This is a genomic window from Pseudomonas sp. GW822-FHT06B12 (assembly GCF_058799675.1).
Genome location: NZ_JBXALR010000004.1, coordinates 269,105 through 283,758 on the forward strand (window position 1 = coordinate 269,105; position 14,654 = coordinate 283,758).

General features: G+C 60.5%; 13 protein-coding genes. 6 read left to right on the forward strand and 7 right to left on the reverse strand.

Translation table 11 applies throughout. The features are described from left to right. Positions 1 to 452: 452 nt before the first annotated feature. A complete protein-coding gene (locus tag AC1RKH_RS11285) occupies positions 453 to 1,457 on the reverse strand; it encodes a phosphate ABC transporter substrate-binding protein PstS (protein WP_123427466.1) in 1,005 nt (334 codons plus the stop codon). Between the two features lie 243 nt (positions 1,458 to 1,700). After that, positions 1,701 to 2,999: an MFS transporter gene (locus tag AC1RKH_RS11290; protein ID WP_123427468.1), complete on the reverse strand. Its 1,299-nt coding sequence runs from the start codon at positions 2,997 to 2,999 to the stop codon at positions 1,701 to 1,703. A 361-nt stretch (positions 3,000 to 3,360) separates the two neighbouring features. Between AC1RKH_RS11290 and AC1RKH_RS11295 the strand changes: the two genes are divergently transcribed. Next, a complete protein-coding gene (locus AC1RKH_RS11295; protein ID WP_019694314.1) occupies positions 3,361 to 3,765 on the forward strand; it encodes an acyl-CoA thioesterase in 405 nt (134 codons plus the stop codon). 57 nt (positions 3,766 to 3,822) lie between these two features. Further along, on the forward strand, positions 3,823 to 4,722 hold the full coding sequence (locus AC1RKH_RS11300; protein ID WP_493062721.1) for a D-hexose-6-phosphate mutarotase: 900 nt from the start codon (positions 3,823 to 3,825) through the stop codon (positions 4,720 to 4,722). A 135-nt stretch (positions 4,723 to 4,857) separates the two neighbouring features. Here AC1RKH_RS11300 and AC1RKH_RS11305 read toward each other — a convergent pair whose 3' ends face one another. The 5 genes from AC1RKH_RS11305 to AC1RKH_RS11325 all read right to left on the reverse strand — a co-directional run bounded on the left by AC1RKH_RS11305 (position 4,858) and on the right by AC1RKH_RS11325 (position 8,576). Continuing rightward, the gene (locus AC1RKH_RS11305) at positions 4,858 to 5,394 is read right to left on the reverse strand and encodes a DUF3299 domain-containing protein (RefSeq protein WP_123427514.1); all 537 of its coding nucleotides are present in this window, start codon (positions 5,392 to 5,394) and stop codon (positions 4,858 to 4,860) included. 88 nt (positions 5,395 to 5,482) lie between these two features. Beyond that, positions 5,483 to 5,728: a GlsB/YeaQ/YmgE family stress response membrane protein gene (locus AC1RKH_RS11310; protein ID WP_123427470.1), complete on the reverse strand. Its 246-nt coding sequence runs from the start codon at positions 5,726 to 5,728 to the stop codon at positions 5,483 to 5,485. A gap of 111 nt (positions 5,729 to 5,839) precedes the next feature. Beyond that, positions 5,840 to 6,922 (reverse strand): 5-(carboxyamino)imidazole ribonucleotide synthase, encoded by a 1,083-nt coding sequence (locus AC1RKH_RS11315; protein ID WP_493062722.1) that lies wholly within the window; start codon positions 6,920 to 6,922, stop codon positions 5,840 to 5,842. Between the two features lie 11 nt (positions 6,923 to 6,933). Next, on the reverse strand, positions 6,934 to 7,425 hold the full coding sequence (gene purE, locus AC1RKH_RS11320; RefSeq protein ID WP_019694319.1) for a 5-(carboxyamino)imidazole ribonucleotide mutase: 492 nt from the start codon (positions 7,423 to 7,425) through the stop codon (positions 6,934 to 6,936). A 224-nt stretch (positions 7,426 to 7,649) separates the two neighbouring features. Continuing rightward, complete coding sequence (locus AC1RKH_RS11325) at positions 7,650 to 8,576, reverse strand: LysR substrate-binding domain-containing protein (protein ID WP_123427475.1); 927 nt, start codon at positions 8,574 to 8,576, stop codon at positions 7,650 to 7,652. Between the two features lie 180 nt (positions 8,577 to 8,756). On the opposite strand from AC1RKH_RS11325, the gene AC1RKH_RS11330 reads away from it, so the two are divergent. The 4 genes from AC1RKH_RS11330 (at position 8,757) to AC1RKH_RS11345 (ending at position 14,460) form a co-directional block, all read left to right on the forward strand. Then, positions 8,757 to 10,181 carry an aspartate ammonia-lyase gene (locus AC1RKH_RS11330; protein ID WP_071552724.1) on the forward strand — a complete coding sequence of 475 codons (1,425 nt, stop codon included), beginning with the start codon at positions 8,757 to 8,759 and terminating at the stop codon, positions 10,179 to 10,181. 486 nt (positions 10,182 to 10,667) lie between these two features. Beyond that, positions 10,668 to 12,119, forward strand: coding sequence for an alanine/glycine:cation symporter family protein (locus AC1RKH_RS11335; protein ID WP_493062723.1), 1,452 nt, complete (start codon positions 10,668 to 10,670; stop codon positions 12,117 to 12,119). Positions 12,120 to 12,300: 181 nt separating this feature from the next. Further along, positions 12,301 to 13,305, forward strand: a complete 1,005-nt coding sequence (locus AC1RKH_RS11340) for an asparaginase (protein ID WP_123427478.1) — start codon at positions 12,301 to 12,303, stop codon at positions 13,303 to 13,305. A 162-nt stretch (positions 13,306 to 13,467) separates the two neighbouring features. Continuing rightward, the gene (locus AC1RKH_RS11345; protein WP_493062724.1) at positions 13,468 to 14,460 is read left to right on the forward strand and encodes an AraC family transcriptional regulator; all 993 of its coding nucleotides are present in this window, start codon (positions 13,468 to 13,470) and stop codon (positions 14,458 to 14,460) included. The last annotated feature ends 194 nt before the right edge of the window (positions 14,461 to 14,654 follow it).

A 14,654-nucleotide genomic window follows, 5' to 3' on the forward strand; every position in this document is an offset into this window, starting at 1 on the left:
ATCGCGTCTTTGGCGGTCAGGCTGGCGCCCTGAAACAGTGGCGCAACGACGTAGCCAAGGAAGAAGAAGATCAGCGTGATCGCGCCGAGCACGGCGAGGCCGCCGACAAGGACATACCAGCGGGTCAGGCGATCTTTGAGCGCGCGCATACGGCGCTTGCGTTGCAGCTCAGGCGTATTGAAGTCAATGCGCTTGGGGGGATTGGTAGTCATGTTGGAATTGGCCAGATCATTCATGCGCACACCCTAGCGATCCTGTATGACAGAAAGATGACAATGCAGTGACGCAACAAATCCGCCGCCCGTGTGAACTGGCAGCGGACAGAAATTTGGGGGTGTAGGAGCCGGCTCGCCGGCAGTGCAATCGACCTGGTCGACTGGCTCACCGCGGTGAGGCCATTCACCGCCGAACCGGCTCCTACCGAGTCAGGACTTCAGCCCTGGCTCAGGGTTTTACTTTTTTGCGACTTCAGCGCCGCCTTCCGCCAGACCCAGGTCAGCCAGTGCCTTGGCGGCAACTTTGGCTGGCAGTGGGATGTAGCCGTCTTTCACTACAACTTCCTGGCCCTGTTTGGACAGAACCAGTTTCACGAACTCGGCTTCCAGCGGGGCCAGAGGCTTGTTCGGGGCTTTGTTGACGTAAACGTAGAGGAAACGCGACAGCGGGTATTTGCCGTTCAGGGCGTTTTCTTCGCTGTCTTCGATGAACTCGGTGCTGCCTTTCTTCGACAGGGCAACAGTTTTCACGCTGGCGGTCTTGTAGCCGATGCCCGAGTAACCGATACCGTTCAGCGACGAGCTGATCGATTGCACGACCGAAGCCGAGCCTGGTTGTTCGTTGACGTTTGGCTTGTAGTCGCCTTTGCACAGGGCTTCTTCTTTGAAGTAGCCATAAGTGCCGGATACCGAGTTACGGCCGAACAGCTGAACCGGCTTGTTGGCCAGGTCGCCTTTCACGCCCAGGTCGGCCCAGGTTTTGACTTCTTCTTTAGCGCCGCACAGACGAGTCGAGGAGAAGATCGCGTCGACTTGTTCCATGGTCAGGTGCTGGATCGGGTTGTCCTTGTGCACGAACACGGCCAAGGCATCCACGGCAACCGGGATGGCGGTTGGCTTGTAGCCGTACTTCTGCTCGAAGGCAGCCAGTTCGGTGTCCTTCATCTTGCGGCTCATCGGGCCCAGGTTAGAGGTGCCTTCAGTCAACGCAGGTGGCGCAGTGGCGGAGCCAGCGGCCTGAATCTGGATATTTACGTTCGGGTATTCTTTTTTGTAGTTCTCAGCCCACAAGGTCATGAGGTTGGCCAGGGTATCGGAACCGACGCTGGACAGGTTGCCCGACACACCGGTGGCCTTTACATAAGGCTTAATAGCCGGGTCAACACCAGCGGCTACCGCATTGGCGGTTGCAACGCCAGCAGCGACAAAAGTCATTGCCACCATCAAACGCTTCAGTTTCATGCCTTACTCCTAGCAAATAGGGTGTGTTAAGTCGGGGCCAAGTATCGGCAGGCCGTATGAACACTCTATGACTCGAATATGACAATTAGATGAAAGGCCAGCATTTGGCGTTTTGAAGGAGTACCGCGTCATCATTCATCGCGAGCAAGCTCGCTCCCACATTGGTTCTGTGTTTACCGCAGATCCCCTGTGGGAGCGAGCTTGCTCGCGATGAGGCCGGTGCAGTCAATGCAAGGGGTCGGCTTAGCGGTTGTTTTTCCAGAGATAACCACCCACCAGAATCCCGATACTGCAGATGATTGCCACATAGTAGGCAGGCCCCATCGGGCTTTCCTTGAGCAGCAGGGTGACGACCATCGGGGTCAGGCCGCCGAAGATCGCGTAAGCCAGGTTGTAGGAGAACGACAGGCCGCTGAAGCGCACCACCGCCGGGAACGCCTTGACCATCACGAACGGCACCGCGCCGATGGTGCCGACGAACAGGCCGGTCAGCGCGTACAGCGGGAACAGCCAGTCGGGGTGATTGAACAGGCTGTGGTAGAAGGTCCAGGACGTCGCCAGCAGCGCCGCGCTGCCAAACACGAACACCCGGCCAGCACCGAAGCGATCCGCCAGCGCGCCGGAGGCTACGCAACCCAGGCTCAGGCACACGATGGCCACGCTATTGGCTTGCAGCGCGGTCGTGGCCGAGAAGTGATAAATGGTTTGCAGCACGGTCGGGGTCATCAGAATGACCACAATGATCCCGGCCGACAGTAGCCAGGTCAGCAACATCGAGATGGCGATGGCGCCGCGATGGTCACGCAGTACCGCGCGCAGCGGCACTTCTTCGGCCAGCGCCTTGCGCAGTTGCAGCTCGGCGAACACCGGGGTTTCGTGCAGCCAGCGGCGCAGGTAGACCGAGAACAGGCCAAACACACCACCGAGCAGGAACGGGATCCGCCAGGCGTAATCAGCTACTTGTTCAGAGGTGTAGAGGCTGTTGATTACAGTGGCGACCAGTGAGCCGAGCAGGATGCCGGCAGTCAGGCCGCACGTCAGCGTGCCGCAGGCGTAGCCGATGTGCCGCTGGGGCACGTGTTCGGAAACGAAGACCCAGGCCCCTGGCACTTCACCGCCAATCGCCGCGCCCTGGATCACGCGCATCAGCAGCAACAGGATCGGCGCCCACATGCCGATCTGCGCGTACGTCGGCAGCAAGCCCATGATCAGCGTCGGTACGGCCATCATGAAAATGCTCAGGGTGAACATTTTCTTGCGCCCCAACAGGTCACCGAAGTGCGCCATGACGATGCCGCCCAGCGGCCGCGCCAGGTAACCGGCGGCAAAGATGCCGAAGGTCTGCATCAGCCGCAACCACTCGGGCATGTCCGCCGGAAAGAACAACTTGCCGACGACCGTGGCAAAGAACACGAAAATGATGAAGTCGTAAAACTCCAGCGCACCGCCCAAGGCAGACAGCGACAGCGTCTTGTAATCGTTGCGGGTCAAGGGACGTGCAGATTGCGCGGGTGTCGCTATGCTCGATGGCGCTGTGGTCATGGCAAGGGCTTCTCTTATAGTCAGATCCGCAACCCCAACAACGCTGGCAGGGGCTTGGGCAGGTTCGGCACGATAACAAATTGTTCGAAAAAGCACATGGAAGCGCGTATTTGGCCGTCAAAATGAGAACCGGGTGGTCGTCGCGCGGTCTACCGCTCGATATACTCGCAACCTGCAACACGCTGAAAGGGTTGCTGTGCGAAGACGCCGCTGGCTCTACCAGTCGATTTCGCAGAGTTTCCCTTTAGCGCGCCTTATGGAAAACGCGACGAACGTAGTATGTTCGGGCTGAATCGTTTTTCTCAAGACGGCTATTCACCTGAAGTACCAAAGAGAGTCACGGGTCAGAGGCACCCCCGGCATGATAGAGCTCGAACAAGAAGATCCTATTCCGCAAGGCGATCTGGCCCTGCAAATCACCGCGCTTCCCCGCGAAACCAACGGCTTTGGCGATATTTTCGGCGGCTGGCTGGTGTCTCAGATGGACTTGGCCGGCACGGCGATGGCCAGCAAAGTCGCGGGCGGGCGCGTAGCCACCGTGGCGATCGATCGCATGGCGTTCCTGGTGCCGGTCGCGGTCGGCGCGCAGCTGTCCTTCTATACCCAGGCAACGGAAATCGGTCGTAGCTCGATCAAGATGATGGTCGAGGTCTGGAGCGACGATCCACTGTCCAGCGAATGGCGTAAAGTCACTGAAGCGGTGTTCGTGTTCGTCGCCATCGATGGCAGCGGCCGCACCCGCTCGGTTCCGCCTAGAGCTCGTTAAACCCGGCAGCCGTTTTGCGGTCCATTGCTGTCATTGATCCTGAGCGAGATGTGCAACATGCCTACTCCCAACGTTGAAGCCGTGAAACTGGATGAACTGAACTGCTGGCGCATCCGCCACGGTCAGGCCGAACTGCTGGTGGCCCAGCAAGGCGCGCACATCCTCAGTTATCAACTGGCCGGGCAACCGCCGCTGATCTGGCTCAACGATGAGGCGGTGTTCAAAACCGGCAAGAGCATCCGTGCAGGTGTTCCCGTGTGCTGGCCATGGTTTGGCAATCTCGACCGCAACCCGCCGAGCGTTCAGGCGATGCGCGTCAGCGATCAACCCGCTACCGCCCATGGGCTGGTGCGGGCGATGGACTGGGAGCTGGGCGCGATTGAAGCCGAAGGCGAAAGCCTGAAGGTCGAATTTGTCCTGCCGCTACCGGAAGGCGGCCTGCCCGGCTGGCCGCATCAGGTCGATTTGACGCTGAGCATTCGTCTTGATGAGCAACTGCACATCAACCTGACCAGCAATAATCGCGGTGCCGACAGCGTGAGCATCAGCCAGGCGCTGCACAGCTACTTCGCGGTCAGCGATGTACGTAACGTGCATGTCGAAGGCCTGGACGGGCTGAGCTACATCGAAACCCTGGATAACTGGAAAACCGTCACTCAGACCGGCGATCTGCGTTTTGCCGGGGAAACCGACCGGATTTACCTGAATACACCGGCGCCATTGAGCATCGTCGATCCGGCCTGGGAACGGCGGATCGAACTGACCAGCAGCGGCTCGCGCTCGGCGGTGATCTGGAACCCGTGGATTGCGCGCGCGGCGCAGTTCAGTGACATGGCCGACGATGGCTGGCAGCGCATGCTGTGCATCGAAACGGCCAACGTGATGGATGACATCGTGACCCTGGCGCCGGGGGCGAGTCATACGCTGGGCGTCAGCATCGCCAGCAAACCGCTTTAAGCAACGCCATAAACAAATGTGGGAGCGAGCTTGCTCGCGATGAGGCCATAACATCCAACATCTATGTTGACTGTTACACCGCCATCGCGAGCAAGCTCGCTCCCACATTTGATCAGTGCCAAGCCAGCTGGCGCGTTACAGATCCGACTCTTTGACCACCCGCACTTTCTCCGCATCCAGCGCATAGGCCGCATCGGCCAGGTCATTGTTGACCTTCTCGATCTTCAGCGTGCCGGTGACCCACAGCGGTGTGTAGATATCGTCCAGCTTCAACCCCTTCGGATAACGCACCAGTACCAACTGGTTAGGCGGCGGCGGTGGCACGTGGATGCAGGCACCTGGGTAAGGCACCAGGAAGAATAGCGTGCTGCGACCCTTGCCATCAGTTTCCAACGGCACGGGATAACCACCGATACGGATATTCTTGTCGTTCATCGACGCCACGGTTTTGGTCGAATACATCACCGCCGGCAAGCCCTTGCTCTGCTTCAGGCCACCCTTGTCGGTAAAGGTGCCGTTGGCTTCGGGCGAGTTGTGGTCGATTTCAGGCATGGCCTCAAGGGCCTTCTGGTCCGACTTGGGCATCAGTTCGAGCCAGTCGGTTTCCGGCAGTTCGCCGGCATGGGCCAGGCCTGAGCCCAGCAATAGGAGAGTCAACAGAAGACGGCGCATGAAGATGCTCGGCAAAAGGGAAGTCAGTAAGTCGTCGAGCATTCTAGCCCTCCCCGCACGCAGAGCAGAGAGGGCTTTGTCGTTTGAATCAGCTCTTTCTAATGAAGCCGTAGATCACCAACAGGATGATCGCGCCCACCAGTGCACCGATGAAGCCCGCACCTTGGCCAGCCTGATAGATACCCAGCGCCTGGCCGCCGTACGTGGCCGCCAGCGAACCGCCGATGCCGAGCAGGATGGTCATGATCCAGCCCATGCTGTCGTCACCCGGCTTCAGGAAACGAGCCAGCAGGCCAACGATCAATCCGATGAAGATGGTTCCAATAATGTGCATGCCGTTTCCCTCTGAATGAACTGGACTGGATATGCCAAAGCCTAGTCAGACTTTGGCATCCTGCCATCAGAGATCGGCGGCGACCGAAGGTTCCGTCGCTGCCAGATGAAACTATTCGGCGATCAGCGCTTCGACCTTGAGAATCTGCTGCGCAAGCGTGGCCTTGTCGGCGCAACGCAGGTTGACGTGACCGACCTTGCGGCCGACCTTGAACGCCTTCCCGTAGTGGTGCAGATGGCAATCAGCGATGGCAATGACCTTCTCCACGGGCGGTACAACGCCGATGAAGTTGAGCATCGCGCTCTCGCCGACCTTGGCGGTCGAACCCAGCGGCAGGCCGGCAACGGCGCGCAGGTGGTTTTCGAACTGGCTGCACTCGGCGCCTTCGGTGGTCCAGTGCCCGGAGTTGTGTACGCGCGGGGCGATTTCGTTGGCCTTCAGGCCACCGTCGACTTCGAAGAACTCGAACGCCATCACGCCGACGTAGTCCAGCTGCTTGAGCACGCGGCTGGAGTAATCTTCGGCCAAGGCTTGCAGCGGGTGGTCGGTGCTGGCCACGGACAGTTTGAGAATGCCGCTGTCGTGGGTGTTGTGGACCAATGGGTAGAACTTCGTTTCGCCATCGCGAGCGCGCACGGCGATCAGCGAGACTTCACCGGTGAACGGCACGAAGCCTTCCAGCAAGCAGGCCACGCTGCCCAGCTCGGCGAACGTGCCGAGCACATCGGCCGGTGTGCGCAGGACTTTCTGGCCCTTGCCGTCGTAACCCAACGTGCGGGTTTTCAGCACCGCAGGCAGGCCGATGGTGGCTACCGCGGCTTCAAGATCGGCTTGCGACTGGATATCGGCGAAGGCCGGAGTCGGAATGCCCAGGTCCTTGAACAGGCTCTTTTCGAACCAGCGATCGCGGGCAATGCGCAGCGCTTCGGCACTCGGGTAAACCGGGACGAATTGCGACAGGAAGGCCACGGTTTCGGCCGGAACGCTTTCGAACTCGAAGGTCACCAGATCGACTTCATCGGCCAACTGACGCAGGTGGTCCTGATCGCCGTAGTCGGCCCGCAGGTGTTCACCCAGCGCAGCTGCGCAGGCATCCGGCGCGGGGTCCAGAAAAGCGAAGTTCATTCCCAGCGGCGTACCTGCCAGGGCCAACATGCGACCCAACTGGCCGCCACCGATTACACCGATCTTCATCGTCAACAACCTCAGGCGATGCGTGGGTCTGGATTGTCCAGGACGCTGTCTGTCTGCTCAGCACGGAAGGTTTTCAGCACCGCGTGGAACTGCGGGTGCTTGGCGCCCAGGATACTCGCCGAGAGCAGCGCGGCGTTGATCGCGCCGGCCTTGCCGATGGCCAGGGTGGCAACCGGAATACCCGCTGGCATCTGCACGATCGACAGCAGCGAATCGACGCCCGAAAGCATCGACGACTGCACTGGCACGCCCAGCACCGGCAGGTGGGTCTTGGCCGCACACATGCCTGGCAAGTGGGCCGCGCCACCGGCACCGGCAATGATCACCTCGATGCCACGGGCCTCGGCCTCTTCGGCGTACTGGAACAGCAGGTCCGGGGTGCGGTGGGCAGAAACCACTTTCACCTCGTAAGGGATGCCGAGCTTTTCCAGCATATCGGCGGTGTGGCTAAGGGTGGACCAATCGGACTTGGAGCCCATGATCACGCCAACCAGTGCGCTCATCGTCGTGCCTCTTCTCTCTGGGCGCCCGCAGGCGCGTCAAAAAACAACAAGCCACGCAAATGCGTGGCTTGATTGTACGAAATATGGCCAGTCAAACCGGCCGAAGGCCGCGCAGTATACCTCAATGAAGCAGATAAACAGCCCCCCGCGCGACCATCTGTCATACGGCGCAAAGTGCCGGTTTTATTGACTTTAAGGTCAGCCAAAACACACCACAGGGTGCTTCATTGTGTTCCAGAGACGGTGGAGCCCTGCGCTGCGCCGCCTTCCAGCTTGCGCCAGAGCAACCGCACATTCGCCTTGCGCACCAGTGCGCAGCGGTACAAGCGAATCTCCAACGGTACGTGCCATTGCGGGCCACCGCAGACCACCAGCTCACCGCGCGCCAGTTCGGCGCGAACACTCAATTGCGGTACCCAGGCGATACCCAACCCTTCCAGCGCCATGCTTTTCAGGCTGTCGGCCATGGCGGTTTCATAAATGGTGGTGAAACGCAGCGCACGCTGGCGCAGCAACATATTTACCGACCGGCCGAGAAACGCACCGGCGCTGTAGGCCAGCAGCGGCACACTGGCCTCGCCTTCGAGGTCAAATAGCGGTTTGCCGTCGGCATCGGCCGCGCAGACCGGAAGCATTTCGGTGTCGCCCAGATGCAGTGACGGGAAAATCTCCGGGTCCATTTGCATGGCGGCGTCCGGGTCATAGAAGGCCAGCATCAGATCGCAGCCGCCTTCGCGCAGGGCGTGCACGGCGTCGCCCACGTTGGTCGCTACCAGCCGCGTGGCGATGTTCAACCCTTCGTTGCGCAGCTGCGCGATCCAGCGCGGGAAGAAACCCAGGGCCAGGGAGTGAGCCGCCGCGACTTGCATCACTTCGCCCTGCCCGCCTTCGAGGTGATGCAAATGCCGCAGCACTTCGCCGAGCTGCTCGACGACCGTGCGTGCCGTCACCAGGAACAACTGCCCCGCCGCCGTCAATTCGATGGGCGTGCGCGAGCGATTGACCAGGGTCAGCCCCAGCGCGGCTTCCAGGCTGCGGATCCGCCGGCTGAACGCCGGCTGAGTCACGAAGCGCCGTTCGGCAGCCTGCGAGAAGCTACGGGTGGCGGCCAGGGCACTAAAGTCCTCGAGCCATTTGCTTTCCAGATTCATCACGTCCTCCCGGACACGCACCAATTTAGGTCACACGCTCGCCGTGAACACGGCGTCACACGGGCATTATGCCGAATGTGCATAGGGCAGTGTTTAACAGCATTGGCCCAAAATTCTCCACAAGCCTAGCATTCGCAGCGTTCCGGCACAGACCGGGTCCATATCGAGATGATTTCTATCATGTCCTCCGCTGCATCATTCCGCACCGAAAAAGACCTGCTTGGCGTACTCGAAGTACCGGCTCAAGCGTATTACGGCATCCAGACCCTGCGAGCGGTGAACAACTTCCGTCTCTCCGGCGTTCCGATTTCGCATTACCCGAAGCTGGTTGTCGGTCTGGCGATGGTCAAACAGGCCGCTGCTGACGCCAACCGCGAGCTGGGTCACCTGAGCGAAGTCAAGCACGCTGCCATCAGCGAAGCGTGTGCCCGTCTGATCCGCGGCGATTTCCACGAAGAGTTCGTGGTGGACATGATTCAAGGCGGCGCTGGCACTTCAACCAACATGAATGCCAACGAAGTCATCGCCAACATCGCGCTGGAGGCCATGGGCCACAGCAAGGGCGAGTACCAATACCTGCACCCGAACAACGACGTGAACATGGCGCAGTCGACCAACGACGCCTACCCGACGGCTATCCGTCTGGGCCTGCTGTTGGGTCACGACGCCCTGCTCGCCAGCCTCGACAGCCTGATCCAGTCGTTCGCGGCCAAAGGTGAAGAATTCAGCCACGTTCTGAAGATGGGTCGTACCCAGCTGCAAGACGCCGTGCCGATGACCCTTGGCCAGGAATTCCGCGCCTTCGCCACCACCCTGAGCGAAGACCTGGCACGCTTGAAAACCCTGGCTCCCGAGCTGCTGACCGAAGTCAACCTGGGCGGCACCGCAATCGGTACTGGCATCAACGCCGACCCGCGTTACCAGCACCTGGCCGTTGAGCGTCTGGCACTGATCAGCGGTCAACCGCTGGTACCGGCCGCCGACCTGATCGAAGCCACTTCCGACATGGGCGCCTTCGTGCTGTTCTCCGGCATGCTCAAGCGCACCGCAGTCAAGCTGTCGAAGATCTGCAACGACCTGCGTCTGCTGTCCAGCGGCCCGCGCACCGGCATCAACGAAATCAACCTGCCAGCGCGTCAGCCAGGCAGCTCGATCATGCCAGGCAAGGTCAACCCGGTTATTCCGGAAGCCGTTAACCAGGTGGCCTTCCAGATCATCGGTAACGACCTGGCCCTGACCATCGCGGCCGAAGGCGGCCAGTTGCAACTGAACGTGATGGAGCCGCTGATCGCGTTCAAGATCTTCGACTCGATCCGCCTGCTGCAACGCGCCATGGACATGCTGCGCGAGCACTGCATCGTCGGCATCACCGCCAACGAAGCCCGCTGCCGCGAACTGGTCGAGCACTCGATCGGTCTGGTCACCGCGCTGAACCCGTACATCGGCTATGAAAACGCCACCCGCATCGCCCGTATCGCCCTTGAAAGCGGCCGCGGCGTGCTGGAACTGGTGCGCGAAGAAGGCCTGCTCGACGACGCCATGCTCGCCGACATCCTGCGCCCGGAAAACATGATTGCTCCGCGTCTGGTGCCACTGAAAGCCTAACGCTGTAGTTATTGCTCACCAGGTCGAGGGACTAGACACCTCTCACCTTTTGAGGGCTTGGAGATTATTCTCCAGGCCCTTTTTTTTAACTTGTTTGCAACAACGCAGAACCTGTGGGAGCGAGCTTGCTCGCGATGAACGATGACGCGGTTTTCCTGAAAAACCGCGGTGCCGGCATCGCGAGCAAGCTCGCTCCCACATGAGCCTGACTCTAAAAAGTCAGGTGTTTCAAAGGCTTCGTTTCATCGTTCGCACCTCAACCGTGCAGACGGGCGCCGCACTGATAGGTATAGTGCCGCCCCTCTTCGCGTGAGCGGTCGTCGGTAACGAGACCCAAACCCATGCGAAACCCGAACTAATAACAAACCCGCGATATGGAACCGGGACGAACTTCGCCCCACCCGTTGCGCCGTGCGCAGACTGGTGTAACGCGATATTTCGGACCGCCCAGCATTTGCCTACACAAAAAACAGCGAGGAATACTCCATGCTCGAAGTCATTAACGACTTCCTCTCAGGGAAAGTACTGATCGTGCTCATTGTCGGGCTCGGTAGCTACTTCACGATCCGCTCGCGTTTCGTTCAGTTGCGTCACTTCTTCCACATGTTCTCGGTCTTCCGCGACAGCCTGCGCAGCAGCGCCGGTCAACTCAGCTCCTTCCAGGCACTGATGCTCAGCCTCGCCGGCCGCGTCGGCGCAGGCAACATCGCCGGTGTCGGCATCGCCGTGACCCTTGGCGGTCCAGGCGCGGTGTTCTGGATGTGGGTGACGGCACTGGTCGGCATGTCCAGCAGCTTCTTCGAATGCTCTCTCGGCCAGCTCTACAAGCGCTGCGACTCCGAAGGCCAGTTCCGTGGCGGCCCGTCCTATTACATCCAGCACGGCCTGCAGAAACGCTGGTTGGGGATGATCATGGCATTCCTGCTGCTGATCACCTTCGGCTTCGCCTTCAACGGCCTGCAAGCCCATGCCGTGACCCACTCGCTGAACAACGCCTTCGGCCTCGACACCACCTACACCGGCCTCGGTCTGGCGGTGCTGCTGGGTCTGGTGTTCATCGGCGGGATCAAGCGCATTGCAGCTATTGCTGACCTGCTGGTGCCGGTCAAGACGCTGGTCTACATCGCCGTGACCCTCTATGTGATCGTGCTGCAATTCGATCACGTACCGGGCATGCTGATGACCATTGTCAAAAGCGCCTTCGGTCTGGACCAGGCCTTCGGCGGCCTGATCGGCAGCGCCATCATCATGGGCGTGAAGCGCGGCGTGTTCGCCAACGAAGCGGGCCTGGGCAGCGCACCGAACGTGGCCGCCGTGGCCTCGGTCGAGCACCCGGTCGCACAAGGCGTGGTTCAGGCGTTCAGCGTGTTCCTCGACACTTTCGTGATCTGCACCTGCACCGCGTTGCTGATTCTGTTGTCGGGTTTCTACACTCCGGGCTTCGAAGGTGACGGCATCGCCCTGACCCAGAACTCCCTGGCAGCGGTCGTCGGCGATTGGGGCCGGATGTTCATCAGCGTCGCGCTGGCGTTGTTCGTGTTCACCTCGATCCTCTACAACTACTACCTCGGCGAAAGCAACCTGCGCTTCCTGATCGGTGACAACCGTAAAGCGCTGATGGGCTATCGCGCACTGGTACTGGTGCTGATCTTCTGGGGCGCTATCGAGAACCTCGGCACGGTGTTCGCATTTGCCGACATCACCATGACCATGCTCGCGTTCGTCAACCTGATCGCGCTGTTCCTGCTGTTCAAGGTCGGCATGCGCATCCTGCGTGACTACGATGACCAGCGTGCTGCCGGCATCAAGACGCCAGTGTTCGACTCCAGCAAATTCCCGGACCTGGATCTGGACCTCAACGCCTGGCCAGCCAACCCGCCAGCCGCCGCTCCAAAGGCCGAAGCCGAGCCGCAAGGCGTGACCGCAGCGCAACGCTGATCGGTTAAAACCGGGCGCATCCCCTGCGCCCGACGTGACACAGCGTGCGACCGGCGTCATGCTCGGTCGTATGTTGTGGCAGCTTGTTGAGGCTGCCGTTTTGGTTCGAGCTTAAGACCGCGGCGCTCCTTTCGCGAGCAAGCCCGCTCCCACAAGAAGTCATCGTTTTCGGAGAACCTCCATGAATTCCTCAACCTATCCCGCTGCGCAGCACGTCATGGTGCTCTACACCGGTGGCACCATTGGCATGCAAGCCAGCGCCAACGGCCTGGCCCCGGCATCCGGTTTCGAAGCGCGGATGCGCGATTATCTGCATAGCCAGCCTGAGCTGGTGGTGCCGAACTGGCGCTTCCGCGAAATGACCCCGCTGATCGACAGCGCCAACATGACCCCAGCCTACTGGCAGCGCCTGCGTGACGCGGTCATCGAAGCGGTCGACGTCGACGGCTGCGACAGCGTGCTGATCCTGCACGGCACCGACACCCTCGCCTACAGCGCCGCCGCCATGAGTTTTCAATTGCTCGGCCTGCACGCGCGGGTGCTGTTTACCGGTTCCATGCTGCCGGCCGGCGTGCCCGACAGTGATGCCTGGGAAAACCTCGGTGGTGCGCTGGTCGCCCTCGGCCAAGGTCTGGCGCCGGGCGTGCAGTTGTACTTCCACGGCGAGCTGCTGGACCCGACCCGTTGCGCGAAGATTCGCAGCTTCGGTCGGCATCCGTTTGCTCGCCTGCAACGCCAGGGTGGCGGCGTCAAGGCGCCTGCTCTGCCGGCTGCGCTTGAATACCGTCAGAGCAAGCAACTGGCCAAGGTCGGCGTACTGCCACTGTTCCCCGGCATCGGCGCCGAGCAACTCGACGGCATGCTCAACAGCGGCATTCAGGGTCTGGTGCTGGAATGCTTCGGCAGCGGCACCGGGCCGAGTGACAACCCTGAGTTTCTCGCCAGCCTTGCGCGCGCGCGGGACAAAGGCGTTGTGGTGGTAGCGATCACCCAGTGCCATGAAGGCGGGGTTGAGCTGGACGTCTACGAGGCGGGCAGTCGCTTGCGCGGCGTGGGTGTGTTGTCCGGGGGCGGCATGACCCGTGAGGCGGCGTTCGGCAAGTTGCATGCGTTGTTGGGGGCGGATCTGGATACGGCAGAGGTTCGGCGCTTGGTCGAACTGGACCTGTGCGGCGAGTTGAGCTGACACACCACAAACCCTGTGGGAGCGAGCTTGCTCACGATGACGGTGGGCCAGTCGACATTGATGTTGAATGATCAACCGCTATCGCGAGCAAGCTCGCTCCCACCAGATCGTCGTTGGGCACACAACTTGCTCCTTTCCAGCACTCCCAAGCTGGAACCGCCCATGCTCCACTCCCACCTCACCACCCTCAACGCCGTTTCTCTGGTGCTCAATGCCTTCAAGGCCGATGGGCTTTCAAGTGAAGCGCTGCTGGCTGGCAGCGGCATCAGCGCGGCGGATTTGAGCCGGGCGGACACGCGCATCACCACCAACCAGGAAATGCAGGTCTGCGCCAATGCTGTCGCACTCAAGCGTGATATCGGCCTGGAACTGGGTCGGAGCATGCACGTTTCGTCCTACGGCATACTCGGTTATGCCCTGCTCACCAGTGCCACCTTCGGTGACGCTTTGCGTCTGGCGATTCATTATCCGGCGCTGTTGGGAACACTTTTCGAGTTGAGCCTTGAGGACGACGGCGAGCGTATCTGGTTTGTTGCCGCCGATTACCGGGAGAGCCCGGCGATGGCAGTGTTCAACGCCGAGTTCTGCCTGGTCTCGCTGAAAGTCATCTGCGACGACCTGCTCGGCCATCCACTGCCCCTGCTCGGCGCTCGTTTCGAACATTCGGCACCGGATTATCAGGCCAGCTATGCGACGCACTTTGATTGCCCGCTGCATTTCGGTTGCACTGATAACGCCTTCGCTTTTGACAAACAGTGGCTCGACCAACCGTTGCCGCTAGCCGATACCATCACCCATCAAGCCATGGCCGAACGTTGTCGTAAGCAGAATACCGAGTTCACCGGCCGCCAGGCGTGGCTGGGGCGGATTCGCCAACTGCTCAGTGCACAATTGAACTCCGCACCAGGGCTCGAAGGGCTGGCCGAGCAGATGAATTGTTCAGCGCGGACGTTACGTCGGCACCTCAAGGATCTTGGCTGCAGTTATCAGGAGTTGATCGACGAACTACGATTCGAGCAGGCCAAACAAATGCTCTATGAGGATCAACTGCCGATTTACCAGATCGCCGAGGCGCTGGGGTTCAGCGAGACCGCGAGTTTTCGCCATGCTTTCGTGCGCTGGAGCGGCGTGGCGCCGAGTCAGTTCCGCCCTTGAGTACTGCGGTTTCCGGGCTGCCGTCATCGCGAGCAAGCTCGCTCCCACAGGGATTACTATCGTATACAAATGCCGTGTTCACTGAAGCTCAATGTGGGAGCGAGCTTGCTCGCGATGGCGTCCTCAAGAACACCCAAAGCCTCGCAGACAGCTCAGCATTCCATGCCCTGAGCTGGCGCATCCTCGTGCCAATA